The sequence below is a fragment of the Duganella hordei genome, from assembly GCF_040369125.1.
Classification (GTDB): Bacteria; Pseudomonadota; Gammaproteobacteria; order Burkholderiales; family Burkholderiaceae_D; genus Rugamonas; species Rugamonas hordei.
In genome coordinates this window covers 22,204-47,027 of the sequence record NZ_BPWI01000014.1, presented here as the reverse complement: position 1 = coordinate 47,027, position 24,824 = coordinate 22,204, and the positions used below count along the sequence as shown (strand labels likewise).

The 24,824-nt window shown below is 65.8% G+C and carries 20 protein-coding genes; 3 read left to right on the top strand and 17 right to left on the bottom strand.

Annotated features, from left to right (window positions below):
• Nucleotides 1–1,440, top strand: coding sequence for a DUF1501 domain-containing protein (locus ABWW33_RS25270; protein ID WP_353404231.1), 1,440 nt, complete (start codon nucleotides 1–3; stop codon nucleotides 1,438–1,440).
• Nucleotides 1,441–1,479: 39 nt separating this feature from the next.
• Here ABWW33_RS25270 and ABWW33_RS25265 read toward each other — a convergent pair whose 3' ends face one another.
• The 12 genes from ABWW33_RS25265 to ABWW33_RS25210 all read right to left on the bottom strand — a co-directional run bounded on the left by ABWW33_RS25265 (nucleotide 1,480) and on the right by ABWW33_RS25210 (nucleotide 19,113).
• Nucleotides 1,480–1,869 (bottom strand): RidA family protein, encoded by a 390-nt coding sequence (locus ABWW33_RS25265; RefSeq protein WP_353404322.1) that lies wholly within the window; start codon nucleotides 1,867–1,869, stop codon nucleotides 1,480–1,482.
• Nucleotides 1,869–3,050 (bottom strand): acyl-CoA dehydrogenase family protein, encoded by a 1,182-nt coding sequence (locus ABWW33_RS25260; RefSeq protein ID WP_353404230.1) that lies wholly within the window; start codon nucleotides 3,048–3,050, stop codon nucleotides 1,869–1,871. The genes ABWW33_RS25265 and ABWW33_RS25260 overlap by 1 nt, the downstream gene beginning before the upstream one ends.
• Nucleotides 3,050–3,904 (bottom strand): enoyl-CoA hydratase family protein, encoded by an 855-nt coding sequence (locus tag ABWW33_RS25255; protein WP_353404229.1) that lies wholly within the window; start codon nucleotides 3,902–3,904, stop codon nucleotides 3,050–3,052. The genes ABWW33_RS25260 and ABWW33_RS25255 overlap by 1 nt, the downstream gene beginning before the upstream one ends.
• Before the next feature lie 11 nt (nucleotides 3,905–3,915).
• Nucleotides 3,916–4,452: a MarR family winged helix-turn-helix transcriptional regulator gene (locus tag ABWW33_RS25250; protein WP_176655132.1), complete on the bottom strand. Its 537-nt coding sequence runs from the start codon at nucleotides 4,450–4,452 to the stop codon at nucleotides 3,916–3,918.
• Nucleotides 4,453–4,461: 9 nt separating this feature from the next.
• Nucleotides 4,462–5,247, bottom strand: a complete 786-nt coding sequence (locus ABWW33_RS25245) for an SDR family NAD(P)-dependent oxidoreductase (RefSeq protein ID WP_353404321.1) — start codon at nucleotides 5,245–5,247, stop codon at nucleotides 4,462–4,464.
• Nucleotides 5,247–7,631 (bottom strand): bifunctional salicylyl-CoA 5-hydroxylase/oxidoreductase, encoded by a 2,385-nt coding sequence (locus tag ABWW33_RS25240; protein WP_353404228.1) that lies wholly within the window; start codon nucleotides 7,629–7,631, stop codon nucleotides 5,247–5,249. Before ABWW33_RS25240 ends, ABWW33_RS25245 begins: the two co-directional genes overlap by 1 nt.
• A gap of 10 nt (nucleotides 7,632–7,641) precedes the next feature.
• Nucleotides 7,642–9,270, bottom strand: coding sequence for an AMP-binding protein (locus tag ABWW33_RS25235; protein ID WP_353404227.1), 1,629 nt, complete (start codon nucleotides 9,268–9,270; stop codon nucleotides 7,642–7,644).
• A 126-nt stretch (nucleotides 9,271–9,396) separates the two neighbouring features.
• On the bottom strand, nucleotides 9,397–10,113 hold the full coding sequence (locus ABWW33_RS25230) for a response regulator (protein WP_176655129.1): 717 nt from the start codon (nucleotides 10,111–10,113) through the stop codon (nucleotides 9,397–9,399).
• Nucleotides 10,114–10,247: 134 nt separating this feature from the next.
• A complete protein-coding gene (locus tag ABWW33_RS25225; protein WP_353404320.1) occupies nucleotides 10,248–15,167 on the bottom strand; it encodes a two-component regulator propeller domain-containing protein in 4,920 nt (1,639 codons plus the stop codon).
• 98 nt (nucleotides 15,168–15,265) lie between these two features.
• Nucleotides 15,266–16,441: a patatin-like phospholipase family protein gene (locus tag ABWW33_RS25220; RefSeq protein WP_176655128.1), complete on the bottom strand. Its 1,176-nt coding sequence runs from the start codon at nucleotides 16,439–16,441 to the stop codon at nucleotides 15,266–15,268.
• Between the two features lie 40 nt (nucleotides 16,442–16,481).
• A complete protein-coding gene (gene ggt / locus ABWW33_RS25215) occupies nucleotides 16,482–18,272 on the bottom strand; it encodes a gamma-glutamyltransferase (RefSeq protein WP_353404226.1) in 1,791 nt (596 codons plus the stop codon).
• Between the two features lie 82 nt (nucleotides 18,273–18,354).
• Nucleotides 18,355–19,113: an SDR family NAD(P)-dependent oxidoreductase gene (locus ABWW33_RS25210; protein WP_353404225.1), complete on the bottom strand. Its 759-nt coding sequence runs from the start codon at nucleotides 19,111–19,113 to the stop codon at nucleotides 18,355–18,357.
• Nucleotides 19,114–19,258: 145 nt separating this feature from the next.
• Between ABWW33_RS25210 and ABWW33_RS25205 the strand changes: the two genes are divergently transcribed.
• A complete protein-coding gene (locus ABWW33_RS25205; RefSeq protein ID WP_353404224.1) occupies nucleotides 19,259–19,504 on the top strand; it encodes a type II toxin-antitoxin system CcdA family antitoxin in 246 nt (81 codons plus the stop codon).
• 1 nt (nucleotide 19,505) lies between these two features.
• Nucleotides 19,506–19,823, top strand: a complete 318-nt coding sequence (locus ABWW33_RS25200; RefSeq protein ID WP_353404223.1) for a CcdB family protein — start codon at nucleotides 19,506–19,508, stop codon at nucleotides 19,821–19,823.
• On the opposite strand, the gene ABWW33_RS25195 is transcribed toward ABWW33_RS25200, so the two are convergent.
• From ABWW33_RS25195 to kdsB, 5 genes are all read right to left on the bottom strand, one after another.
• Nucleotides 19,820–20,290: a hypothetical protein gene (locus tag ABWW33_RS25195; RefSeq protein ID WP_353404222.1), complete on the bottom strand. Its 471-nt coding sequence runs from the start codon at nucleotides 20,288–20,290 to the stop codon at nucleotides 19,820–19,822. The genes ABWW33_RS25200 and ABWW33_RS25195 overlap by 4 nt on opposite strands.
• Nucleotides 20,287–20,724, bottom strand: a complete 438-nt coding sequence (locus ABWW33_RS25190) for a hypothetical protein (protein WP_353404221.1) — start codon at nucleotides 20,722–20,724, stop codon at nucleotides 20,287–20,289. Before ABWW33_RS25190 ends, ABWW33_RS25195 begins: the two co-directional genes overlap by 4 nt.
• Before the next feature lie 82 nt (nucleotides 20,725–20,806).
• Nucleotides 20,807–23,008 (bottom strand): sodium-translocating pyrophosphatase, encoded by a 2,202-nt coding sequence (locus ABWW33_RS25185; protein WP_353404220.1) that lies wholly within the window; start codon nucleotides 23,006–23,008, stop codon nucleotides 20,807–20,809.
• Nucleotides 23,009–23,187: 179 nt separating this feature from the next.
• Entirely contained in the window at nucleotides 23,188–23,844 is a 657-nt protein-coding gene (gene adk, locus ABWW33_RS25180) for an adenylate kinase (protein WP_176655122.1), read from the bottom strand.
• A gap of 217 nt (nucleotides 23,845–24,061) precedes the next feature.
• Nucleotides 24,062–24,820 carry a 3-deoxy-manno-octulosonate cytidylyltransferase gene (kdsB, locus tag ABWW33_RS25175; protein WP_353404219.1) on the bottom strand — a complete coding sequence of 253 codons (759 nt, stop codon included), beginning with the start codon at nucleotides 24,818–24,820 and terminating at the stop codon, nucleotides 24,062–24,064.
• Between the last annotated feature and the right edge of the window lie 4 nt (nucleotides 24,821–24,824).

The window sequence follows — 24,824 nt, the reverse complement described above, 5'->3', positions numbered from 1 at the left end:
ATGAAACAAGCTGCTCAATCCAGACGCCGCTTCCTGCGTTCATTGCTGTCGATGGCCGGCAGCAGCGCCGTGCCGTTCACCGTTAACCTTGCCGCCATGGGCGAAGCCGCCGCGCAATCGTCGGGCGAGTACAAAGCACTGGTGTGCTTGTATATGGCTGGCGGCAACGATGCCTTCAACACCGTGTTGGCCACCGACGACGCCTCCTGGACGGAATACATCCGGCTGCGCACTTCCGATGACGGCAACAGTTCCATCGCCCTGCCGCGCACCGGCACTGGTGCGGTGCTGCCGATCGAGCCGCACACCAGCCAGGGACGCACGTACGCGTTGCACCCCGCGATGGAGGGCGTCAAGCAGCTGTTCGAAAATAGCCGCGCCGCCATCATCGCCAATGTCGGCACTCTGACCCACCCAACCGATCTGGATCAATATGGCCGCGGCGAAAATCTGCCGCCCAAGCTGTTTTCACACAATGACCAGCAATCGTTGTGGCAATCGAATGGACCGGAAGGAGCCAGTCTCGGCTGGGGTGGCCAACTTGGCGACCTGTTCATGGCAAATAACGGCGCACCGACCTTCACCTGCATCTCGGCCTCGGGCAACGCGGTATTCCTGAGCGGCAGCCAGGTAAGGCAATTCCAGATCAGCACCTCCGGCATGCCGGGGATCACCAACCTGTCCAATTCACTGTTCGGCGTGCCCGCCGCATCCAATCCATTGCAGGCGGTGATCACCAAGCAAACGCCAAACGGCAATCCCTTTGAGAATGAATACGCCGCTATCGTCAGCCGCGCCATCGCGGCCCAGCAGACTTTAAGCCAGGCCATGCTGCCGACGGGCACTGGCGCGGGCCAAGTGCCGGCGCCGTCCCTCTATATCAATCCGAATACCTTGGTCGCGGCCGCCAATCCGTTGGCGCTGCAATTGCAAACCGTTGCGCGAATTATCGGCGGTCGTAATGCGCTGTCGGTCAAGCGCCAGGTGTTTTATGTCAGTCTGGGCGGATTCGACACGCACGATGGGCAGAAGGTGAATCAAGCGGACCTGCTGGCCAAGATTTCGCACGCAGTTGTATACTTCGATTCGGTATTGCAACACTTGGACGGAAGTGACCTCCGCAATCAGGTGACGTTGTTTACCGCGTCCGATTTCGGCCGCACCTTCCTGAGCAATGGAGATGGCACCGACCACGGTTGGGGTTCGCACCATTTTGTCTTTGGCGGCGCAGTCAAAGGGAAAGAAATTTACGGCGCGTTTCCACAGACTGGCATAGGCCACAGTCTCGATGTCGGTCTCGGAGCCTTGCTACCGACAACCTCCGTTGACCAGTACGGCGCCACCCTGGCTACCTGGTTTGGCGTCCCCACAAATCAGCTGGCGGCAGTGTTCCCCAACATCGTGAACTTTAGCCAATATAATTTAGGCTTCATGGCCTGAGCGGCGCAATGAGGACACACGGTCGGCGGTGGCCGTATCTTACGGAACGATGGCCGTCACCTCGATCTCCACCCTGGCCCGGTCCTCGACCAGGCCCGCCACCTGCACCGCCGTCATGGCGGGATAGTGCGCGCCGATGATCTCGCGGTAGGCGGCGCCCACTTCCTTGTAGGCGCCGACGTATTCCTTCCGGTCCAGCACATACCAGGTCATGCGCACGATGTGTTCGGGGCGGGCGTCGGCCTCGGCCAGCACCTCGACGATGTTGCTCAGCGCCTGGCGCACCTGGCCGGCGAAGTCGTCGGTGTGGAACACGCCCTGCCCGTCCCAGCCGATCATGCCGCTGACGCAGACCGTGCGGCCGCTGGCGGCCACGCCGTTCGAATAGCCACGGGGCCGCGCCCAGCCTGGCGGTTGAAGAAATTCCATCATGCTTCCTTGTGATTGAGTTCGCGCAGCAGTTCGCGCGCGATGATCAGTTGCTGTACTTCGGTGGCGCCCTCGTAGATGCGCAGCGCGCGGATCTCGCGGTACAGCCGCTCGACCGGCTGCTCACTGACCACGCCCAGGCCGCCGAACATCTGCAGCGCGGCGTCGATCACCTGCTGCGCCGTTTCGGTGGCGGTCATCTTGGCCATCGCCGCCTCCTTGGTCACCTTGCGTCCCTGGTCGCGCTGCCATGCCGCGCGATAGGTCAGCAGCGCAGCGGCGTCGACGCCGGTCGCCATTTGCGCCAGCTTCGCCTGTGTCAGCTGGAAGTCGGACAGCACCTGGCCGAACATCTGCCGTTGCGTGGCGTGCGCCAGCGCCTCGTCCAGCGCGCGCCGTGCAAAGCCCAGCGCCGCCGCCGCGACCGAGGTGCGGAACACGTCCAGCGTCGCCATCGCCACCTTGAAGCCCTGCCCCGCCTCGCCGATGCGCCTGGCGGCGGGGATGCGGCAATCGGTGAAGGTCAGGCGCGCCAGCGGATGCGGGGCGATCACCTGGATACGTTCGGCGATGTCGAAGCCCGGCGTGCCTGCATCGACGATGAAGGCGCTGATGCCACGCGCGCCGGGCTGCTCCCCGGTGCGCGCAAAAACCACGTAGAAGTCGGCGATGCCGCCGTTGGAGATCCACGTCTTCTCGCCATTGAGCACATAGTGGCCGCCGTCCTGCTCCAGCACCGCCGCGCACTGCATGGCGGCGACGTCGGAGCCGGCCTGCGGCTCGGACAGCGCGAACGCCGCAATCGCCTCGCCGCGCGCGACGCGCGGCAGGTAGTCCGCCCGCTGGGTGTCGCTGCCGTGCAGGCTGATGGCGCCGGAACCCAGGCCCTGCATGGCGAAGGCGAAATCGGCCAGGCCGTTGTGGCGCGCCAGCGTCTCCCGGATCAGGCAGATGGCGCGGGTGTCGATGCCGTCGCCGATGCCGCCGTATGCGCTGCCGCCGATGGCGTGCCTGAGCCATCCGCCCTCGCCCAGCTGGCGCACCAGATAGCGGCAGGCGGCATCGACGTCGGCTTCGTGATGCTGGGCGATATGCCGCGCCGCCCAGGCCTCGAGCTGCCGTTCAAGCTGCGCGTGGCGCGCCTCGAAGAACGGCCACTCCAGGTAAGATTTGTCCGCCATCAGTCGCCTTCGAATTCAGGTTTTTGCTTGGCCACGAAAGCATGATAGGCGCGATGGAAATCGTTGGTCGCCATGCAGATGGCCTGCGCCTGCGCTTCCGCTTCGATGGCCTCGTCGACGCCCATGTTCCACTCCTGCTGCAGCATCTTCTTGGTCATGCCGTGGGCGAAGGTCGGGCCGTCGGCCAGGCCTTGCGCCAGCGCGCGCGCGGCGTCCAGCAGCGCCTCCGGTTCATGCAGGCTGTTGAAGAAGCCCCAGCGCTCCGCTTCCGCGCCGGACATCGAGCGCCCCGTGTACAGCAGTTCGGCGGCGCGGCCCTGGCCGATCACGCGCGGCAGCAAGGCGCAGGCCCCCATGTCGCAGCCGGCCAGGCCGACGCGGGTGAACAGGAAGGCGGTCTTGCTGCGCGCGGTGCCGAGGCGCATGTCCGACGCCAGCGACAGGATCGCACCGGCGCCGGCGCAAATGCCGTCGACCGCGGCCACGATCGGCTGCGGACAGGCGCGGATGGCTTTCACCAGGTCGCCCGTCATGCGCGTGAAGGCCAGCAGGCCGGGCATGTCCAGCTTGGTCAGCGGGCCGATGATGTCGTGCACGTCGCCGCCGGAGCAGAAGTTCTCGCCGGCGCCGGTAATGACGACGGCCTTGACGTCGTCCGCGTAGGCCAGCGCGCGGAACAGGTCGCGCAGCTCGGCATAGGAATCGAAGGTCAGCGGATTCTTGCGCTCGGGACGGTTCAGGGTCAGCGTGGCGACGCCGCCGCTGACTTCAAACAGAAAATGGCTGGCCTGGTAGTCGGCCAGCGCGGCGCGGTTGCCGGGCAGTTGCTGCGCTTCGCCGGGAAGGTATCGCATGGTGTGGCTCCTTATTTTTCGTCCGACGCGTTCAGGTGCCGCTTCATCTGCGACAGCAGGTCGATCAGCTGCCCCTTGTCCGCGCCCGACATGTCCTGCAGCAGTTCGGCGATCCAGCCTTCGTGCACGGCAGCCATCGTGGCGAAGGCCTTGCGGCCGGCCGGCGTCAGCTTGACGCTGTAGGCGCGGCCGTCCTTCGGATCGGGCACGCGCACCACCAGCTTTTCCTGCTCCAGCTGGTCGGTGATGCCGGTGATGTTGCCGCCGGTGACCATCATCCGTTTCGACAGCTCGCCCATGCGCAGCCCCTGCGGGTAGCGCTCAAGCTGCGCCATCAGGTCGAAGCGCGGCAAAGTGATGCCGAAGGTGGCGCGCAGCCGGCTGCGGATTTCGTTCTCGATCTTGACGGTGCAGGACAGCATGCGCAGCCACAGCTTGAGCGACTGGTGGTGGTCCTGCGTCAGCCGGCTGGCCAGGTCGAGCACCGGCGCTTCGCCGTCCTCGATCGGATTGTCCGGATTGTTATCGTTGTCTGAGAGTGATGACATGGTTTCTTTTCACATTACTTCGCCGCCGGCGACGGCGACGGATTGTCCATTCATGGCGGCCGATTCGGGCAGGCAGAGCCAGGCCACGGCGTTGGCCACTTCGTCGCTTTGCACCAGCCGCTTTTGCGGATTGCCGGCGGCCAGCTCCGCGCGCGCCTCGTCCTCGCTGCGACCGGTTTTGGCGACGATGTTGGCGACCGCCTCGCGCACGATGTCGGTTTCGGTGTAGCCGGGGCAGACGGCGTTGACCGTCACGCCCTTGGTGGCCACCTCCAGCGCCAGCGCGCGCGTCAGGCCGATCACGCCGTGCTTGGCGGCGACATAGGCGCTGACGTAGCGATAGCCTACCAGACCTGCCGTGGAAGCGACGTTGACGATGCGGCCCCATTTCGCATCCAGCATGCCGGGCAGCGCGGCCTGGGTGCAGTGGAAGGTGCCGGTCAGGTTCACGTCCAGCATGCGCCGCCACAGCGCGGCGTCGGTCTTGCCGAACGGCGCGGGTACGGCCTGGCCGGCGTTGTTGACCAGGATATCGATGCGGCCGAAACGCGCAACGGCGGCGGCAAAACCGGCGCGCACGGAGTCTTCGTCGGTGACGTCGATGGCCCGCATGTCGACATCGCCCAGCGAGCTCATTTCCTCCATCGCGTGCGCCAACGCCTCGGCGTCGCGACCGGCCAGCGTGACGCGCGCGCCGCGCAGCAGCAAGGCCCGCGCACAGGCGGCGCCGATTCCGCGCGCACCGCCGGTCACCAGCGCGTGCTTGCCTTCCAATGTCATGGCGATCGGATTCATCATCCCTCCAGCAATTTGGCGGCGACCTGCTGCGGGGTCAGTCCGGTGTTGGCGGCTGCCAGCTGGCGCTCGCGTTCCAGGTTGCGTTCCATCTGCTGCTTGCCCGGCAGGTACTGCTTCGGCCACGTCACCGCCGCGTAGCCTATCCGGGCCGCTTCCGCCAGCGTCCACGCAGGATTGGCCAGGTGCGGACGCCCCACCGCGCACAGGTCCGCGCGGCCGGCGGCGATGATGCCGTTGGCATGGTCGGCCTCGAATATCGAGCCGACGGCGATGGCGCCTATGCCCGCCTCGTTGCGGATGCGGTCCGCGAACGGCGTCTGGAACATGCGGCCGTAGACCGGCTTTTCCAGCTTGCTGACCTGGCCCGACGAGCAATCGATCATGTCGGCGCCGGCCGCCTTGAACAGGCGCGCGATCCGCACCGCGTCGTCCGGCGTGATGCCGCCTTCGACCCAGTCGTGCGCGGAGATCCGCACGCTCATCGGCTTGTGTTGCGGCCAGGCGGCGCGCATCGCCGCGAACACGCGCAGCGGATAGCGGCAACGGTTTTCAAGGCTGCCGCCATATTCGTCGCCGCGCTCGTTGGTCAGCGGCGAGATGAACGACGACAGCAGGTAACCGTGCGCACAATGCAGCTCCAGCCAGTCGAAACCCGCTTCGTCGGCGGCCCGTGTGGCGCGCACGAAATCGGCTTCGATGCGGTCCATGTCGGCCAGCGTCATGGCGCGCGCGGTTTGCGATACGCCGCTCAGGTACTGCTGCGGCGACGCGCTGACCAGCGGCCAGTTGTCCTTGTCGAGGGGCTGATCGATGCCATCCCACATGGCGCGCGTCGAACCCTTGGCGCCGGCATGGCCAAGCTGCAGGGCGATGCTGGCGTCGCTGTGCTGGTGCACGAAATCGACGATGCGCTTCCAGGCCTGCGTATGCTCGGGCGCATACATGCCCGGACAGGCCGGCGTGATGCGCGCGTCGGCGGACACGCAGGTCATTTCGGCAAACACCATCGCCGCGCCGCCCATGGCGCGCGCGCCCAGGTGGGCAAGATGATAGTCGCCGACCGTGCCGTCGACGGCGCTGTACTGCGCCATCGGCGATACCACGATGCGGTTCTTCAGCGTGACGCCGCGCACCTTGAACGGTGTGAACATCGGCGGCGCGGCCGAGGCGGACGCGGCGGGCGACAGCGGCGGCAGGCCGGCCTGCTCGCGGGCGCGCTCGGCGAACCAGCGTTCGTAACCGGCCACGTAAGCCGGATCGCGCAGGCGCAGGTTTTCGTGCGACAGTCGCTGGCTGCGCGTCAGCATCGAATAGGCGAACTGCGGCGCTTCCATTGCCGTGTAGCGCTCGACGTTCTCGAACCACTCCATCGAATTGCGGGCCGCGCTTTGCAGCTTGACGACCTCGATCGCGCGCACCGCCTGATAGCGCTCCAGCACCTTGGCCAGGTCCGCATGCTCGCCAAAGCAGCGCGCCAGTTCGATCGCATCTTCCAGCGCCAGCTTGGTGCCGGAGCCGATCGAGTAATGCGCCGAATGGGCGGCGTCGCCCATCAGCACCACCGGTACGGCGCCATTCCAGTGCACCCACTTGTCGCAGACGATGCGCGGGAACTTGATCCACATGGCGGAGCCGCGCAGGTGCGCCGAATTGGACATCAGCGCATGGCCGTCCAGCTGGTCCGCAAACAGGCGCTCGCAAAATGCGATCGCCTGTTCAGGGTTCATGTCCTCCAGCCCCGCCGCGCGCCACACCGTCTCCGGCGTCTCGATGATGAAGGTCGACGTATCGCCGTCGTATTGATAGATGTGCGCCTGGAACCAGCCATGCTCCGTCTGTTTGAACGCGAAGGTGAACGCGTCGAACTTCTTGCGCGTGCCCAGCCACACGAAGCGGCACTGGCGCGCCTCGATCTGCGGCTGATAGCTGTCGGCGTAGCGGGTGCGCGTGCGGCTGTTCAAGCCGTCCGACGCGATCACCAGGTCGGCGCCGTAGCGCGCGGCCATCTCCTGGTCGTCCGTCACCTCGGTCTCGAACACCAGCTTGACGCCCAGCTCCTCGCAGCGCCGCTGCAGGATGTTGAGCAGGTGCTTGCGGCCGATGCCGCAGAAGCCGTGGCCGCCCGACGTCACCTTCTCGCCCTTGAAGAAGACGTCGATATCGTCCCAGTGGTTGAACGACTCCAGGATCGCGCGCGCGGTCGGCTCGTCCGCGTTGGCGAGATTGCCCAGCGTCTGGTCGGAGAACACCACGCCCCAGCCGAAGGTATCGTAGGGACGATTGCGCTCCACCACCGTGATCTGGTGGTCCGGGTTCCGCTTCTTCATCAGCAGGCTGAAATACAGGCCCGCCGGGCCGCCGCCCATGCACACGATATTCATATGGTTCTCTTCATTCATTCCGCAGCTTGAAGCGCTGCAGCTTGCCGGTTTCGGTGCGCGGCAACGCCGCCAGGAAGCGCACCGAACGCGGGTACTTGTACGGCGCGATCTGTCCCTTGACGAACTCCTGCAACTGCGCCGCCAGCTCCGGCGACGCCGCGTAGTCCGGTTTCAGCACCACGTGCGCCTCGACGATCTGCCCGCGCTCCTCGTCCGGCCTGCCGATCACGCCGCATTCGGCCACCGCCGGGTGGCGCAGCAGCGCATCCTCCACTTCCGGGCCGGCGATGTTGTAGCCGGCCGAGATGATCATGTCGTCGGTGCGCGAGCGATAGTAAAAATAACCGTCGGCGTCCATCTCGTAGGCGTCGCCGGTCAGGTTCCAGCCGTCGAGCACATAGTCGTTCTGGCGTTCGTCCGCCAGGTAGCGGCAGCCGGTCGGGCCTTTCACCGCCAGCCGCCCTATCACGCCCGGTCCCACCGGCCGGCCGTCGTGATCGAGGATGCAGGCCTGGTAGCCCGGCACCGGCTTGCCGGTCGCGCCGGGCCGCACCTGCTCGCCCGCCGCCGAAATAAAAATATGCAGCAGCTCGGTCGCGCCTATGCCGTCTATCATCACCAGTCCCGTGGCCTGGCGCCAGCTCTCGCGCGTGGCCAGCGGCAGCGCCTCGCCGGCGGACACGGTCTTGCGCAGGCTGGCCAGGTCGTACTTGCCGGCCAGCGGCGCCATCTGCCGGTAAAACGTCGGCGCCGTGAAGCATACCGTGGCACGGTGTTTTTCGATCGCCTGCAGCAGCGTTTCCGGCGTCAGTTTTTCCAGCAGCACCGCTGTCGCGCCCACCCGCAGCGGGAACAGCAGCAGGCCGCCGAGGCCGAAGGTAAAGGCCAGCGGCGGCGTGCCGATGAAAACGTCGCTGCGCTGCGACGCCAGCACCGAGCGCGGGAAGCAGTCGCAGATCGCCATGACGTCGCGATGGAAATGCATGGTCCCTTTCGGCACGCCGGTGGTACCCGAGGTGAAGCTGATCAGGCAGACATCGTCCGCCGCCGTATCGACCGCCTCGTAACGGGACGGCTGCGCCGCCATCGATGCCTCCAGCGAACCGGCTGCATCGGCATCGGTGCAACCGAACCACAAGGTCTTTTCCCGTGCGCCGGGTGGCAAATCGGCCGCCTCCATCTCGCCGCGCAAGCCGTCGGCGCACAACACCGCGTTGACCGCGGCCTTGCCGGCGATGGCGCCCAGCTCACGCGCGCGCAGCAGCGGCATGGTCGGCACGGCGATGCAGCCGGCCTTCAGCACCGCCAGTATGCAGGCCGCCATCATCGGATTGTTGGCGCCGCGCAGCAACACCCGGTTGCCCGCCTCCAGGCCCATGGGGCCGCGCAGCACGTGGGCGATGCGGTCTATCCGCTCCAGCAGCTCGGTGTAGGTCCATTCCACATCGGCACCGCGAATGGCGATACGCTCGCCGGCGCCGGCGGCCAGGGCGCCGTCGAACAGCTGCGGCACGCAGTTCAGGCGCGGCGGGTATTGAAGCTCGGGCAAATCGAAGCGCAGCTCGGGCCACAGCTCCTGTGGCGGCAAATGCTCGCGCGCGAAATGGTCGGTGTAGGCACTCGCTGTCGGTCGGTTCATGGTCGCTCTGAAGTTGAAAGTCGTCGATACCCGCTGCTCACGCAGCAGATACTTTAAACCTAAACTATCTCGACTTCAAGTGCGATGCGGTAGTCAATGAGTAGACAAAGCGCAAACAGCGCGCGATCAGAGCGTCGCGCCCTGCCGCGCCAGGCCGGACTGGTGGATCACCGCGCGCACCACGTCGGCCAGGACCGCCTGCACCGCCTCGTTCGACAAATGGCCTGGTGCGAAGCTTTTCAGGCCGGTGGCGGCGCCGTCCAGGCCCAGCGTGACGCAGCCCGCATGCAGGCGGTCGATGCGCACCTGCGCCTCCTGCTGCTGGCCTTTGCCCAGCATCGCCTCCAGGTCGCCGCTGGCGGCGGTCAGCTGGTTCTGGAATCCGTTCAGGTAAACCAGCAGCCGCTCGGCGTTGATGCCCAGGCGCCGCATGGTGGTGGCGGGCTCCTCGGCCACGTGCTCGTAGCCGCTGGCCGCCTGGTCCAGGAAATTCACCAGGTGCACCCGCACCTGCTCGGCCTGGAACGGCTTGACGATGTAGCCGGCGGCGCCCAGCTGGGTCGCCTCCTGCATCGTGTCCTTGTCGGTGGCGGAGGTCACCAGCACGAACGGCATGGTGTTGATCTCCGGATGGTTTTTGACGCGCTGCAGCAATTCCATGCCGGACAGACGCGGCATGCGCAGGTCGCAGAAGCAGATAGCGGGACGCAAGCCCTGCTCCAACTGCTCCCAGGCGTCGGCGCCATCTTCGGCCTCCACGATATCGAACTTGCCACAGCTATCGATCAAATGCATCAACACCATCCGTGAGACGACATCGTCATCCACTACCAGAACTTTCATGTGACTCCCTGTGCCTTTATAACGCCTGCTTGGTCTGACTTCGGTACGGCACTTTGTCTCGATATTACATTATAAACAGCGATCTACGTCCTGGACAGGCAAGGATTTGTGCGGGCCGCGCTCATTTTGAAACCTTAGTGCGTGCTAGTTGCCGCCGCGCGCAACAGCAGCTGACGCAGCTGCGGCATGGCCTCGGCGATGCGTTGCCAATTGCCGTGGTCGGCCTCCAGTTCCAGCTCGCCGCACAGCGCCTGCAATTCCTGCTCTTCCAGATATCCTGCGCTCCCCTTCATGCCGTGCAACAGACGGCTGGCGACTTCGCCGTCGCCCCGCTCCAGCGCCAGTTCCAGATCCGCCAGCCGCAGCGGCGCGTCCTGGTTGAAGGCGCTGCGCAGCCGGCCTTTCAAATCGCTGCCGCCGCTGTGCTGCGCCAGCCGTGCCGGCTCCAGCGCCGCCGGCGCCACGCCGAACAGCGCGTCGAGCTCCGGCGTGCCGGCCGCCGGATTGTGGCGCGGTTCCATGCGCGGCAGCTGGAGGCCGCGCTGCAGCTGGCGTTCGATCGCGCGGCTGAGCTGGAAGTGCAGCTTGTCCTCGTCGATCGGCTTGGTCAGGAAATCGTCCATGCCGGACGCCAGGTAGCGGCTGCGGTCTTCCTCGCTGGCGTTGGCGGTCAGCGCGATGATCATCAGTTCCTGGTCGCGCACCGGCGCGTCCTCCGTACCGCCGGAGCGTATCATGCGGGTGGCGCTGGCGCCGTCCATTTCAGGCATGCGGCCGTCCATCAGGATCAGGTCGTAGCGGGTCAGGGCGCAGGCCCGCACCGCCAGCGCGCCGTTGGCCGCGATGTCGACCTTGTGGCCCAGGTCTTCCAGCATCATGCGGATGATGATCTGGTTGGTCGGGAAGTCTTCCGCGCACAGCACCTTCAGCTGATGGCTGTGCGGCTCGCGCGGCACGTGCGGCACCATCGGCGGCGAAACGCCGTTCGCCAGCGGCAGCTCGAACGAGAACGTGCTGCCCTGCCCCGGCGCGCTGACGGCGTTGATCGAACCGCCCATCAGCTCGACCAGCTGGCGGCAGATCGCCAGTCCCAGGCCGGTGCCGCCGTAGCGGCGCGTGGTGGAGGCGTCGGCCTGCTCGAACTGCTGGAACAGGCGCGGAATGGCGTTCGCGTCGATGCCGATGCCGGTATCGGCCACCGTGAAGCGGATGCGGTTCAGCGCGCCCTTGTAGCCGGCGCGCGCGCGCTCGTCGTCCTCCTGCGGCACGCGCTCGACGCGCATGTTCACCGAACCATGGTCGGTGAACTTGAAGGCGTTGCCGACCAGGTTGACCAGCACCTGGCGCAGCCGCGTCGGGTCGCCCACGACGAACTGCGGCAGGCCGTCGCCGAACTCCAGGCTGAAACCGACGCTGTGCGCGGCGGCCTGCTCTTCGAACAGGCTGACCACGTTTTCCACCGCCGCCGACAGCGAAAAGTCGATGTTCTCGATGGTCAGCTTGCCCGCCTCGATCTTCGAGAAGTCCAGCAGATCGTTGATGATCGACAGCAGCGACTGCGCATTGGCCTGGCCGCGCAGGATCTGCTCGCGCGTGCTGTCGGCCAGCTTGCCGTCGCGCAGCGCGAAGTTCAGCATGCCGATCACGCCGGCCAGCGGCGTGCGCATCTCGTGGCTCATGTTGGCCAGGAACTCGGACTTCTGGCGGGTGGCGTCTTCCGCCTTGCGCTTGGCCAGGCGCAGGCGCTCGTCGTTCTCCTGCAAGGCGCGGTTGGCCCGCGCCAGCTCCTCGGTGTGCAGCCGCACCTGCTTCTCCTGCTGCAGCAGCCGTTCCTGGGTCTGGCGCAGCGTCTGCAGCGCCTCTTCCAGCTGCTGGTAGGCGCGGGCGTTTTCCAGGCCGGCGGCGGCGTGCGAAGCCAGCGTCTGCAGCATGTCCATGTGCACCTGCTGGTAGCTGTTCTTCTCGGTGCTCTGCACGCATAGCAGGCCGACCACCTTGTCGCTGACGACCAGCGGCGCATACATCATCGAATGCGCCTTGGCCACCGGCACGCCGTCCTCGCGCACGCACGGCACCAGGCTGTCGAGGCCCGAATCGTCCATGTAGCTGCCGTATTCGGCAAAGAAATCGTTGATGAAGATGGGCTTGCGCTGCTCCAGGCACCACACGGCCAGCTGGTTCGGTTCATCCAGCCGGCGCTGGTACGGCAAGGTGCGCACGCCGCCTTCGATCGCGAACGGGAAGTCGATCACGCCGTCCTCCTCGCGCACGAAGCCGATGCCGAAGATCTGCGCGTTCATCAGGTGGTGCACGTGGCGGTACAGCGTGCGCATGGTGGTTTCCATGTCCAGCGTGGCGCTCATCTCGCGTCCCAGCTCGCTGAGCACCGAGATGTTGCGGTGTGCCTGCTCGACGTTTTCCTTCTGCCGCTCGACTTCCTGTTTCTGCCGCTCGGTGTCGACGCGGCGCTGCTCCGCCTCGGCGCGTTGCGCTTCCGCTTCCAGCCGGCGCTGCTCCAGCTCCTGCTTCTGCTGCTGCAGCAACAGGTTCTTCTGCTCGATCTCCGCCGTGCGCGAGCTGACCAGCTGCTCCAGCCGCTGCTGCTGGTGGTGCAGGCTGCGCACGCGCCCTTTGTACGCCACATAGCCGGCGCCCAGCGCCAGCAGGCCAAGCAGGCCGCGGAACCACCAGGTTTTCCAGAACGGCGGCTCGATGGTGATCTCCAGCGTGGCCGCGTTGTCGTTCCAGATGCCGTCCTTGTTGGCGGCCTTGACGCGGAAGGTGTACGTGCCCGGATCGAGATTGGTGTAGGTGGCGAAACGCTTGCTGGAATCGGTCACCACCCAGTCCTCGTCGAAGCCCTGCAACTGGTAGGCGAAGCGGTTGCGCTGCGGCGCGGCGTAGTGCAGCGCCGCGAACTCCAGCGAGAACACCGAGTCGGATTCCGGCAGCGTCAGCGCGCTGGTGTGCTCGATCGCCGTCTTCAGCACATCCGGATGCTCGCCCTGGCCCGGCTTGAGCGACTTGTTGAAGATCTGGAAATCGGTGATGGCCACCGTCGGCGCCACGCTGTTCTCGCGCACTTCCGACGGCGAGAACGCGGTGATGCCGTTGAAGCCGCCGAAGTACAGCGTGCCGTCCGGCGTGCGCAGCGCGGCGCCGTCGAAGTAGGCGCCTTCGATGGTGCCGTCGGCGCCGCTGTAGTTGCGCACCAGGCCCGTTTGCGTGTTCAGGCGCGACAGGCCGCTGTTGGTGCTCAGCCAAAGGTTGCCGGCATCATCCGGCAGGATCGAGGCGATGGCGTCGTCGGCGATGCCGTCCTTGCGCAGGTAGCGGCGGAAGCGGATGGCGCCGTCGGCCGCCACCTCCATCTTGTTCAGGCCCGCCGCCGTGCCGACCCAGATCGTGCCGCGGCCGTCCTCGTACAGGTAGTGCACCTCGTCGTGACTGAGGCTGAACGGATCGGCAGGGTCGCGCCGGAAGTGGCGGAACTTGCCGGTCTTGCGGTCCAGCAGATCGAGGCCGTTGAAGGTGCCTATCCATAGCTGGCCACGACGGTCTTCCAGTATCGGCCGCACCACGTTGTCGGACAGGCTGGCGCTGTCGGACGGATCGTGGCGGAAGGTGCGCACGTCCATCGTCGCCGGATCGAGCCGGTGCAGGCCGCCGCGCGAGGCGATCCACAGCACGCCGCTACGGTCGCCGACGATGTTGCGGATGGTGTCGCTGGCCGGGTCGCCGCGCACGAAGGACAGCGAGCTGATCTTGCCGGTGGCGACGTTCAGGTGGTTGATGCCGGCGCGCCCGCCTATCCACATATTGCCGTTCTTCTCGCGCCACAGCGATGTCACCTGGTCGTCGCTCAGGCTGTTCGCGCGCAGCGGATCGTGGCGCCACACCTTGCCCTCGCCGCTGACCGGGTCGTACAGATTCAGGCCGCCGCTGCTGCCCAGCCACAGCTGGCCGCGCGCTTCGGCGACGATGGCGCGCACCTTGTTGTCCGACAGCGAGTTCGGCGTGTCTGGCTGGCGCACGATGCGGGCGAAGCCGCCGCTGCCCATGTCCACCCGGCTGGCGCCGTCGTTCCAGGTGCCGACCCAGAACGTGCCGACGCGGTCGCGGAACAGCGCCGAGATCTGATTGTCGGCCACGCTGTGGTTGTCGCTGAACTGGTGGCGGTACTGCACCAGCCGGTTCTCCGGCGGCAGCCAGCGGAACAGGCCATCGGCCTGCGTGCCGACCCAGACATTGGTTTCCGCGTCCACGTACAGCGTGGTGATGCTGACGTCCGGCTTCAGTCCTTCGCGCAGGCCGAGGCGGCGGCGCTGCGGCTCGCTGCCCAGCAGGCGCCATTGTTCCAGTCCGCCCAATGTGCCGATCCACAGCGTTTGCGCGCTGTCGACCTGCAGCGCCAGCACCGCGTTGAACTTGCTGTCGCCGCCGGCGTCTATCGCGTAGTGCTGGAAGCGCGAAGCGCCCGGCGCCAGCATATCGAGTCCGGTTGCGGTGCCCACCCACAGCCGCCCGGCGGCGTCGCGCGCCAGCGCGTTGACCTGGTCGTTGGCCAGGCTGCCGGCATCGGCCGGATCGTGGTGCCAGCTGGTGAAGCGCGCGGTGGCCGGGTCGAAGTGATGCAGGCCGTCGGCGCTGGCCAGCCACAGGCCGCCCAAGCCATCGTCGGCGATCGCGCGCAGGTGGCGGTTGCCGTTGCCGCGTTGCGCCGATTCGTGCGGCAGGAAGTGGGTGAAGGTCTTGCTGGCCGCGTCGTAGCGATCCAGGCCGCCGTCCGTGCCCACCCACAGCTGGCCGGCAGGGTCGAGGTGCAGCACGCGTATCCAGTTGTCGCCCAGGCTGCGCGGATCGGAGATGGCGCTCTTGTAGGTGACGGTGCGGTAGCCGTCGAAGCGGGTCAGGCCGGCCTGGGTGCCTAGCCAGATGAAACCTTGCTTGTCCTGCGCGATGGCCAGCACCGATTCCTGCGCCAGTCCGTGCTCGACGCTGAGCTGCTCGAAGCGCAGCGTGCGCGGCGGCGCGCCGGCCCATGCGGCGGCCATGCCCAGGCCCCACAACAGCAGGACCGGCAGCAGCAAGCGGCTACAGAGACGAACTAAAAACAGCAAGGGAGCCCCGTTAATCAGATAAGACGCCGAATTCAGGATTCGAAGAAGGCCAGCACATCGTCCTTGCGCGCCTGCGTGTCGCGCTGTCCGAGCCGGATCAACTCGCAAGTATATGTCGATTCGAACAGCAGGTACGAAGCGAGTGCGGCGCCGCGCGTTTCGGTGGCTCCTATCCCGGACAGCATGGTGCGTATCGGCGCCGGCAGGCTGGCGATGTGGCGGCTGGCGATATCGTCGAGCCGCTCGGACGGCGCGATCACCAGCAGCTGCACCGGCTTGAGCGGGGTTTTCTCCAGCAGCTCCGGCGGCAGCATCGACAAGGTCTTGTTGACCCGCTCCAGCCGCTCGATGTCGACGGCCAGGCTGTCGAGGAAGATCGACGACATCGCGTGGCCGGCGATCTGCGCCAGGCTGGGATAGCGCGCCGCGCTCTTTTCGGCGGCGCTGCGGGCCGGCTCGGTCAGGCGGCCGGCGCCCACCACCAGCACCTTGGACGCGCCGAGGTGGATGGCCGGCGAGATCGGCGCCAGCTGGCGCATCGAACCGTCGCCGCAGTATTCGCGGTGGCCGCCCATGTACAGCGGCGTGGCCGGGAAGATGAACGGGATCGCCGACGACGCCAGCAGATGCTCGACGCCGATCTGGTCCTGCAGGGCCACGCGCTGCATGCGTATCCACGGCACGATGTCGGCGGCGGTCTGGTAAAAGGTCAGGTGGTTGCCGGCGGTGTAGGACGAGGCGGTGACGGCCAGCGCGTGCAGCAGGCCTTCGGACAGCACGGAGTCCAGCCGCGGCAGGTCGAGCATGCGGTGCAGCAGGCCGACCAGCGGCGTATTGTCCAGCAGCGAGGCGGGCGGCGCGGCGCGCCACTTGCGCAGCAGCCAGCCGAACGACAGCAAGGACAGCCAGCGCGCGCCGGAGCGGATCACGCCCAGCGAATCGGCGCGGTAGACCTGTTCAACCTCGATGTTCTGCCACACGTCGAGCAGCTTCTGCACGCCCTCGCCGAAGTTGTCGGCGCGGCAGGCCAGCGCGGTGGCGTTGATGGCGCCGGCCGAGGTGCCGCAGATGATGTCGAAGGGGTTGCGCGCCGGCGGCCAGCCCGCTTCCCACAGTATTTCCGAGATTGCCTGCAGCACGCCGACCTGGTAGGCGGCGCGGGCACCACCGCCCGTCAGGATCAATCCTGTTTTCTTTTGAATTCCCATTCGACAAGATTAGCAGGGTCTGCCGGATTTGGGGAGGATTTTAGTCTCCCAGCACGATGCCTTCGCGGCGCGGATCGGCGCCGCCGAACCACTCATCCTTGCCGTTGACGGTGCGGCGCTGGATGCCCTGCAGGCCTGAGTTCTGCTCGAATTCGCGCACCTGGTGGCCGCGCGCCTTCAGCTGCTCGATCACGGCCGGGCTGACGCGTCCCGCCTCCAGTTCGGTCGGGCCGTTGCGGCTGCCGAGGTTGGGCAGGCTGATGGCCTGCTGGACATTCAACTGCCAGTCCAGCGTGCCGACCAGCACTTTGGCCACGTAGTTGATGATGGCCGAGCCGCCCGGCGAACCGGTGGCCAGCACCAGCTTGTGCGTGCCCTTGTCGAACACCAGCGTCGGCGACATCGCGCTGCGCGGACGCTTGCCGGCCTGCACGCGGTTGGCGATCGGGCCGTTTTCATCCTGCGAATCGAAGGAGAAGTCGGTCAGCTGGTTGTTGAGCATGAAGCCGTCGACCATCTGGCGCGCGCCGAAGGCGTCTTCCACCGAGGTGGTCATCGACAGGCCGCCGCCGAAGGCATCCACCGCCACCAGGTGCGAGGTGGATGGCTTGTCGATCGCGGTGTCGGCGCCCCAGGCCACCTGCATCGTGGCCGGCGTGCCGTATTTGGCCACGCCCATCGATTTTTCGCCGATCAGCGCCGCGCGCTGCGCCAGGTAGCCCTTGTCCAGCATGGCGGCGATGCCCTTGCCCGGCAGCGGCACGAAGTCGGTGTCGGCGAGATAGCGGTTGCGGTCCGCGTAGGCCAGGCGGCCCGCTTCAGTGAACAGGTGGATGCCTTCGGCCGTCAGCTGGCCGTTGACTGGCTTGTACGGGCTGATGTCCTTCACTTCGAGGATGCCCAGCATCTGCGCGATGGCGATGCCGCCGGACGACGGCGGCGGCGCGCCGCACACGGTCCAGGCCTTGTAGTCGCTGCAGACCGGCGCGCGCTCCTTGGCCTGGTAACCGGCGATGTCGGCGGCGGTCAGCTTGCCCGGATTGGTCGGATGCGACGCCACCTTGGCCGCGATGTCGTTGGCGATGCGGCCCTTGTAGAAGGCGTCGGCGCCGCCGTCGGCGATTTCGCGCAGCGTGCGCGCCAGCTCGGGATTTTTCAGCAGGTAGCCTACCGGACGCGGCTTGCCGTCCTGGTCGAAGAAGTAGGCGCGGGCGACCGGGTCGCGGGCCAGGTATTTATCCCACGACAGCAGCGCGTTCAGGCGCGGGCTGACGTTGAAGCCATCCTCCGCCAGCTTGATGGCGGGCGCGAACAGGGCCTTCCACGGCAGCTTGCCGTGCTCCTTGTGCGCCAGTTCCAGCATGCGCAGCACGCCGGGCGCGCCGACCGAGCGGCCGCCGATGACGCCGATCTCGCGCGAGACGGCCTTGCCGTCCTTGTCCTGGAACAGGTGTTCGTCCGCCGAGGCGGGCGCGGTTTCGCGGCCGTCGTAGGATTGCACGTGTTTGCCGTCGGAGTACAGCAGGAAGGAGCCGCCGCCGATGCCGGACGATTGCGGCTCGACCAGGGTCAGCACCAGCTGGGTGGCGATGGCGGCGTCGATCGCAGCGCCGCCCTGCTTGAGCATTTGATAACCGGCTTGCGTGGCCAGCGGATTGGCCGCCGCCACCATGAATTTTTGCGAGGACTTGCCGGCTTTGGCCGTGTAGCCGGTGGCGATTTCGGGCGCCGCGTCGGCGGTGGTGCGTTGTGCGTGGGCCGGCATGTGCAGCGCGCCCAGCAGCGGTATGACCAATGCGAGGCTTAAAGCCAGTGTCTTCAAACGTATCATGGACTCTCCAAAATAAAAGGCGCGCGGCCTGGGCCGCGCGCCCGATCACTCTGGCATCGTACACGAAATCGTGCAGTAAGTTTTACTTCGGCTGCATGCGGATGGCGCCGTCGAGGCGGATCGATTCGCCGTTCAGCATGGCGTTCTCGATGATGCTGCGGGCCAGCTGTGCGTATTCGGACGGCTTGCCGAGGCGCGGCGGGAACGGCACCATGGCGCCCAGCGCGTCGCGCACTTCGGTCGGCATGCCCATCAACATCGGGGTTTCGAAGATGCCGGGGGCGATGGTCATCACGCGGATGGCATTGCGCGACAGGTCGCGCGCCATCGGCAAGGTCAGGCCGACCACGGCGGCTTTCGAGGCGGCATAGGCGGCCTGGCCGATCTGGCCGTCGTAGGCTGCGACGGAGGCGGTATTGATGATGACGCCGCGTTCGCCGCTGTCGGTGGCGGCGGTCTTGCTCATGGCATCGGCGGCCAGGCGGGCCATGTTGAAGGTGCCGACCAGGTTGATGTTGATGGTGCGCTGGAATACGTCCAGCGGGTGCGGGCCTTCCTTGCCGACGGTCTTGACGGCCGGCGCCACGCCGGCGCAATTGACCAGGCCGCGCAGCGTGCCCAGCGCCGCGGCTGCGTCGATGACGGCCTTGCCGTCCGCTTCCGAGGTGACGTCGCACTTGACGAACACGCCCTTGAGTTCGGCGGCCAGCGCCTGGCCCGGCTCGACCTGCACATCGGCCAGCACGACCTTGCCGCCCTGCTCCGCGATCATGCGCGCCGTGGCGGCGCCCAGGCCCGAAGCACCGCCGGTGATGATGAATACATTGTCCTGAATTTGCATGCCCGTCCCCTGTCTTGTTGGTGTTTGACGTTTACGTAAACGTCACATCGCAATTGTAGCGAATTTTTCGACGGCGATGAGGAAAACCTGTGCAAGCGTATAATGCGCATGATCCATCTTCCAATTGATGCGCATAGGAGCTCATATGGACAGTCCACCTCTCAAGCTTCCCGCAAAAAAAGCCACCAACATTACCCTCGCCATGGATGTGTACCGTGATGCGAAGGCGCTTGGCATCAATATTTCCCAACTCTGCGAGCAAAAACTGCGCGAGGAAATTGCAGCGCAAAAGGAATTACGATGGAATGCAGAGCACGCCGCTTTCATCACAGCGTATAACGAAGTTATCGAAGCTGAAGGCGTGGCGTTGCAGGAATGGCGGGCTTTTTAGGATGGCTCGCTTTGACATCTATGCCAATCCAGGCAAGAATCTAAAAAGCATTCCTTTCCTTATCGATGTCCAGAGCAACGTCATCAGCGGCCTGGCCAGCCGGATCGTCATACCGCTCCGGGCATCCACTTACTTTAGTCTGACCAACCTGCCCGCGGATCTGTTTCCCTTGATCGACGTGAACGGAACCTCCTGCATTCTCGATACGCCGCAACTCGGCGCCATTCCTTTGCGCGAATTAAAATCCAAGGTCGGTTCCGCGAAGTCCCAGCAAGCCGAAATACAGCTGGCGCTGGATCGAGCGTTCGGCGCCTACTAGCACTGCACTACGGCGCCGTTGCGGCTGCAGGTTTTGCCGGAGGGCATGATTACGGTGCCGGGGCCGGCCTGGTTGAGGTGGGTGCCGCTGGCGTCGTTGCAGCCGGTGGGGCCGCAGCCGTTCACCGCTTGCGGGGCGTTGGGCGGATTGAGCAGGGTTTGCAGCGACGGCGATGGCGACATGGCCGGCATCGCCACTTGCGGCGCCTGCTTGACGACCGGCATGCGCTGGATGATCTGCGGCACCGGACGGCGCGGCATCGGCACCCGCGCCGGCGCGGTGCGGCACGGCTCCACCGCCAGATGCTTGCCGTCCGCGCTGAGCTTGCAGACCGGCAGGCTGGCGTAGTCACGCAACTCGGACGCCGGCTTGGCGGCTGCAGGCGCCGGCGACTGGGCGGCCGCCAGCGTCGGCATTGCGCCGGGCAGCGCCAGCGACAACATCAGCAGCGCGGTGCGCGGCGTCATGGCGGCGGTACCACGGTGCCGATCACCACGCGCCATGGCACCAGACAGGCGTCCACATTGGGATAGTAGCCTCTGGGATTGTCGCAGTAGTACAGCCTCCGCGTGCCGGGCCCGGCGTACACGGCCGCGTCGCCGGGCGGCAGATACCACGGCGCGCCGACATAGTAGCCCGGCGTGTAGTAATAGTAGGGATCGAGGTAGCCGTAACGCGGCCAGTACAGCGGCGCGCCGACAATGATGCCGCCGCGTACGTAACCATGGCCGCGCCCGTGATAGTAGCCGTGGCCGCCTGGTCCGCCGTGGAAATGATTATGACCGCCGCCCTGGAAATGGCCATGGCCGCCGCCCCCATGGCCATGCTGCGCCCACGCGTCAGGGCTGAGCAGCGCACCCAGCAGAAACGCCAGCGTCAGCGCCGGTTTCAACATGTTCATGGCATTCCCTCGCGTAGTGCTACACCTTCCATTATTAGCAGGTGTGGCACAGGAGGGAAGCCACTGAAACAATTCGTAACGCTTACTTGGCAGGCACCGGCTGCGCTTCCGTCGCCGGCGGTGGCGGAGGCGGAGCATCGGCCGGCGCCATCATGCCGGCCCCGGGGGCCATCATCATCGCCGGCGGCGGCATCGCCGTGTGCGCGGCGACCGGTGCCGGCACCGTTACCGCCAGCCAGCCCGACGCCGGCAGCAGCGGCACCAGCAGCAGCGCGACGATGTTGATGATCTTGATCAGCGGATTGACCGCCGGACCGGCCGTGTCCTTGTACGGATCGCCGACGGTGTCGCCGGTGACCGCCGCCTTGTGCGCGTCGGAACCCTTGCCGCCGAAGTGGCCGTCCTCGATGTACTTCTTGGCGTTGTCCCAGGCGCCGCCGCCGGTGGTCATCGAGATCGCCACGAACAGGCCGGTGACGATGGTCCCCATCAGCATGCCGCCCAGCGCGGCCGCGCCCAGCAGCATGCCGACCACGATCGGCACCACCACCGGCAGCAGCGACGGGATGATCATTTCCTTGATCGCCGACGCGGTCAGCATGTCGACCGCCTTGTCGTATTCCGGCTTGGCCGTGCCTTCCATGATGCCCTTGATGTCGCGGAACTGGCGCCGCACCTCCACCACCACGGCGCCGGCGGCGCGGCCCACGGCCTCCATCGCCATCGCGCCGAACAGGTAGGGAATCAGGCCGCCGATGATCAGGCCGACGATCACCATCGGGTTCGACAGGTCGAAGGTGATGCTCTGCCCGCGCGACTCCAGCGCGTGCGTGTAGTCGGCGAACAGCACCAGCGCGGCCAGGCCGGCCGAACCGATCGCATAGCCCTTGGTGACGGCCTTGGTGGTGTTGCCCACCGCGTCCAGCGGATCGGTGATCGCGCGCACCGATTCCGGCATGCCGGCCATTTCGGCGATGCCGCCGGCGTTGTCGGTGATTGGTCCGTAGGCGTCCAGCGCCACGACGATGCCCGCCATCGACAGCATGGAGGTCGCGGCGATCGCCACCCCGTACAACTGGCCCAGCTGGTAGGACACCAGGATCGCCGCGCACACCGCCAGCACCGGATAGGCGGTCGACTTCATCGACACGCCCAGGCCGGCGATGATGTTGGTGCCGTGGCCGGTGGTCGACGCTTCGGCGATATGGCGCACCGGATGGAAATCGGTGCCGGTGTAGTACTCGGTGATGTAGACCATCAGGCCGGTCAGCACGATGCCGACCACGGTGCAGCCCATCATCTTCATGCGCATGGCTTCGTCAGGCCAGATCTGCCAGGTGACGACGGCAAAGCCGACCAGCGACAAGCCGGCCGCCCACCACAGGCCGGTGTACAGCGCCGACATGATTTTCTTGCCCGGCTTGGCCTTGACCATCGAGCAGCCGATGATGGAGGCGATGATGGACACAGCGCCCAGCAGCAGCGGATAGACGATGGCCGACGTCGGCGCCGACGTGATCAGCAAGGCGCCCAGCAGCATGGTCGCGATCAGCGTCACGACGTAGGTCTCAAACAGGTCGGCCGCCATGCCGGCGCAATCACCGACGTTGTCGCCCACGTTATCGGCGATCACCGCCGGGTTGCGCGGATCATCCTCCGGGATGCCCGCCTCCACCTTGCCCACCAGATCCGCGCCGACGTCCGCGCCCTTGGTGAAGATGCCCCCGCCCAGTCGGGCGAAGATCGAAATCAGCGATGCGCCGAAGGCCAGGCCGATCAGCGGCTTGATGACGTCGTGCGGCGTCATGTTCGGATTGGGCACGGCGGTCGAGGCCACCATGGTCAGGAACATATAGAACAGCACCACGCCCAGCAGGCCCAGGCCGACCACCAGCATGCCGGTGATCGCGCCGCCCTTGAAGGCGACGTTGAGCGCCTCGTTCATGCCCTTGGTGGCCGCCTGCGCGGTGCGCACGTTGGCGCGCACCGAGACGTTCATGCCGATGAAACCGCAGGCGCCGGACAACACCGCGCCGATCAGGAAGCCGATCGCGGTATGGATGTCGAGTAAAACTGCAATGAGTATGAGCAGCACCACGCCGACGATGGCGATGGTGCGATACTGGCGCGCCAGGTAGGCGGCGGCGCCCTGCTGGATGGCCAGCGCGATTTCCTGCATGCGCGGATTGCCCGCGTCCTGACTGAGTATCCAGCTTCTGGACCACAAACCATAAACCACGGCGATAACGCCGCACGCAACTGCTAACCAAAGACTAGCTGCCATAGTGTCCCCTTGTTTTTATTAATCGAGCCTACAAACCACACTTCAGAAAACCAACGCCCGCCGGGTAGGCAAGCGCAGCCAACTAAACCTGCGAACTGCAAAACTTCATAAAACGGGATGGCATCCAGCCGATTTTGGGCGCAAAAAAAGCGGACACTCGGTCCGCTCTACTTTACCGCTTATTCCGCCAGCGCTGCAAACGCGCTGTCGCGAATTTGCTCCACGGGGCCGACGCCCTCAATGCGGCGGTATTTCGGCGCGCCAGGCTGGCCCGATTGTGCCCAGCTATTGTAGTAACCCAGCAGCACCTCGGTCTGGTTGTGGTAGACGTCCAGGCGTTTCTTGACGGTTTCCGCCTTGTCGTCGGGACGCTGCACCAGGTCTTCGCCGGTGATGTCGTCCTTGCCGTCGACCTTGGGCGGATTGAACTTGATATGGTAGACGCGGCCCGAACCCGGGTGGCAGCGGCGGCCATCCATGCGCTCGATGATCGATTCGTCCGGCACGGCGATTTCCAGCACGTAGTCGACCTTGACGCCGCCGTCCTTCATCGCGTCGGCCTGGGCGACGGTACGCGGGAAGCCGTCGAACAGGTAGCCGTTGGCGCAGTCCGGCTGGGTCAGGCGATCCTTGACCAGGCCGATGATGATGTCGTCCGATACCAAACCGCCCTCGTCCATCACCTTCTTGGCGGCCATGCCCAACTCCGTACCCGCCTTGATTGCAGCACGCAGCATGTCGCCGGTGGAGATTTGCGGGATGTTATATTTTTCTTTGATGAAATTAGCCTGGGTGCCCTTGCCGGCACCTGGTGCTCCTAAAAGAATAAGACGCATGAAAAATTCCTAAAAAACAGATATTGGGTGGGTTAGTTGGTATCGGATCGTACGAAACTTACCACAAAACTTTGTCTCAACGCCAATTTATGACGGTTTGTACCGTTCTTAGCTGGCGAAATCCGGGCCCAGAGAGATATTCCGTATGAATACCGCACTGTTGTTTTCGTTATATCAGCCGTAACTGACTACTGGCTGACGCGCCTTTTGATGCAAATCAATAGAATTGCCGTACGCGAACGAGGTCTTCCGGTGTATCCACTCCGGCCGCGGGGGCCGTATCGGTCACATGGACCGCGATGGGATAGCCGTGCCACAGCACGCGCAACTGCTCCAGCGCTTCGATCGATTCCAGCGGCGACACTTCCAGCGCCGGGTAGGCTTGCAGGAAGTCGTTGCGGTAGGCGTACAGTCCGATGTGACGGAGCGGCACGTAAGCGGCAGGCAGTGTGTCTTTGGACTGCGCAAAGGCGTCGCGGTTCCAGGGTATGGTCGCGCGCGAAAAATAAAGCGCCCGCCCCGCCTTGTCCAGCACCACCTTGACCACGTTGGGGTTGAAGGCGTCGGCGGCGTCGTGCAGCGGATGGGCGCAGGTGGACATCGGCACGCCGGCGTTGATGCGCGACGCGGCCGCCTGCAGCAGCGCCGGGTCGATCAGCGGCTCGTCGCCCTGCAGGTTGACGACGACCGCGTCGGCCGCCAGGTTCAGCGCGCGCGCCACCTCGGCGATGCGGTCGGTGCCGGATGGATGGTCGGAACGGGTCATGCAGACTTCGACGCCGTGCTGCTCGCAGGCGGCGCGGATGTCTTCGTGGTCGGTGGCGACGATGATGCGGGCCGCGCCGGCCTGCCGCGCGCGCTCGGCCACGCGCACCACCATGGGCTTGCCGCCCAGGTCGGCCAGCGGCTTGTTCGGCAGGCGGGTCGAGGCCAGGCGGGCCGGGATGATGACGATGAACGGGGATACTGAAGACACGAGC

What these genes read in the sequence shown, in the direction of transcription:
- ABWW33_RS25230 (WP_176655129.1), bottom strand. Translation starts at nt 10,113, where the DNA reads ATGAAAGTTCTGGTAGTGGATGACGATGTCGTCTCACGGATGGTGTTG.
- adk (WP_176655122.1), bottom strand. Translation starts at nt 23,844, where the DNA reads ATGCGTCTTATTCTTTTAGGAGCACCAGGTGCCGGCAAGGGCACCCAG.
- ABWW33_RS25260 (WP_353404230.1), bottom strand. Translation starts at nt 3,050, where the DNA reads ATGGCGGACAAATCTTACCTGGAGTGGCCGTTCTTCGAGGCGCGCCAC.
- ABWW33_RS25200 (WP_353404223.1), top strand. Translation starts at nt 19,506, where the DNA reads ATGGCTCGCTTTGACATCTATGCCAATCCAGGCAAGAATCTAAAAAGC.
- ABWW33_RS25250 (WP_176655132.1), bottom strand. Translation starts at nt 4,452, where the DNA reads ATGTCATCACTCTCAGACAACGATAACAATCCGGACAATCCGATCGAG.
- ABWW33_RS25240 (WP_353404228.1), bottom strand. Translation starts at nt 7,631, where the DNA reads ATGAATATCGTGTGCATGGGCGGCGGCCCGGCGGGCCTGTATTTCAGC.
- ABWW33_RS25205 (WP_353404224.1), top strand. Translation starts at nt 19,259, where the DNA reads ATGGACAGTCCACCTCTCAAGCTTCCCGCAAAAAAAGCCACCAACATT.
- ABWW33_RS25195 (WP_353404222.1), bottom strand. Translation starts at nt 20,290, where the DNA reads ATGACGCCGCGCACCGCGCTGCTGATGTTGTCGCTGGCGCTGCCCGGC.
- ggt (WP_353404226.1), bottom strand. Translation starts at nt 18,272, where the DNA reads ATGATACGTTTGAAGACACTGGCTTTAAGCCTCGCATTGGTCATACCG.
- ABWW33_RS25220 (WP_176655128.1), bottom strand. Translation starts at nt 16,441, where the DNA reads ATGGGAATTCAAAAGAAAACAGGATTGATCCTGACGGGCGGTGGTGCC.
- ABWW33_RS25190 (WP_353404221.1), bottom strand. Translation starts at nt 20,724, where the DNA reads ATGAACATGTTGAAACCGGCGCTGACGCTGGCGTTTCTGCTGGGTGCG.
- ABWW33_RS25210 (WP_353404225.1), bottom strand. Translation starts at nt 19,113, where the DNA reads ATGCAAATTCAGGACAATGTATTCATCATCACCGGCGGTGCTTCGGGC.
- ABWW33_RS25235 (WP_353404227.1), bottom strand. Translation starts at nt 9,270, where the DNA reads ATGAACCGACCGACAGCGAGTGCCTACACCGACCATTTCGCGCGCGAG.
- ABWW33_RS25185 (WP_353404220.1), bottom strand. Translation starts at nt 23,008, where the DNA reads ATGGCAGCTAGTCTTTGGTTAGCAGTTGCGTGCGGCGTTATCGCCGTG.
- ABWW33_RS25255 (WP_353404229.1), bottom strand. Translation starts at nt 3,904, where the DNA reads ATGCGATACCTTCCCGGCGAAGCGCAGCAACTGCCCGGCAACCGCGCC.
- ABWW33_RS25245 (WP_353404321.1), bottom strand. Translation starts at nt 5,247, where the DNA reads ATGAATCCGATCGCCATGACATTGGAAGGCAAGCACGCGCTGGTGACC.
- ABWW33_RS25225 (WP_353404320.1), bottom strand. Translation starts at nt 15,167, where the DNA reads ATGGCCGCCGCATGGGCCGGCGCGCCGCCGCGCACGCTGCGCTTCGAG.
- ABWW33_RS25270 (WP_353404231.1), top strand. Translation starts at nt 1, where the DNA reads ATGAAACAAGCTGCTCAATCCAGACGCCGCTTCCTGCGTTCATTGCTG.
- ABWW33_RS25265 (WP_353404322.1), bottom strand. Translation starts at nt 1,869, where the DNA reads ATGGAATTTCTTCAACCGCCAGGCTGGGCGCGGCCCCGTGGCTATTCG.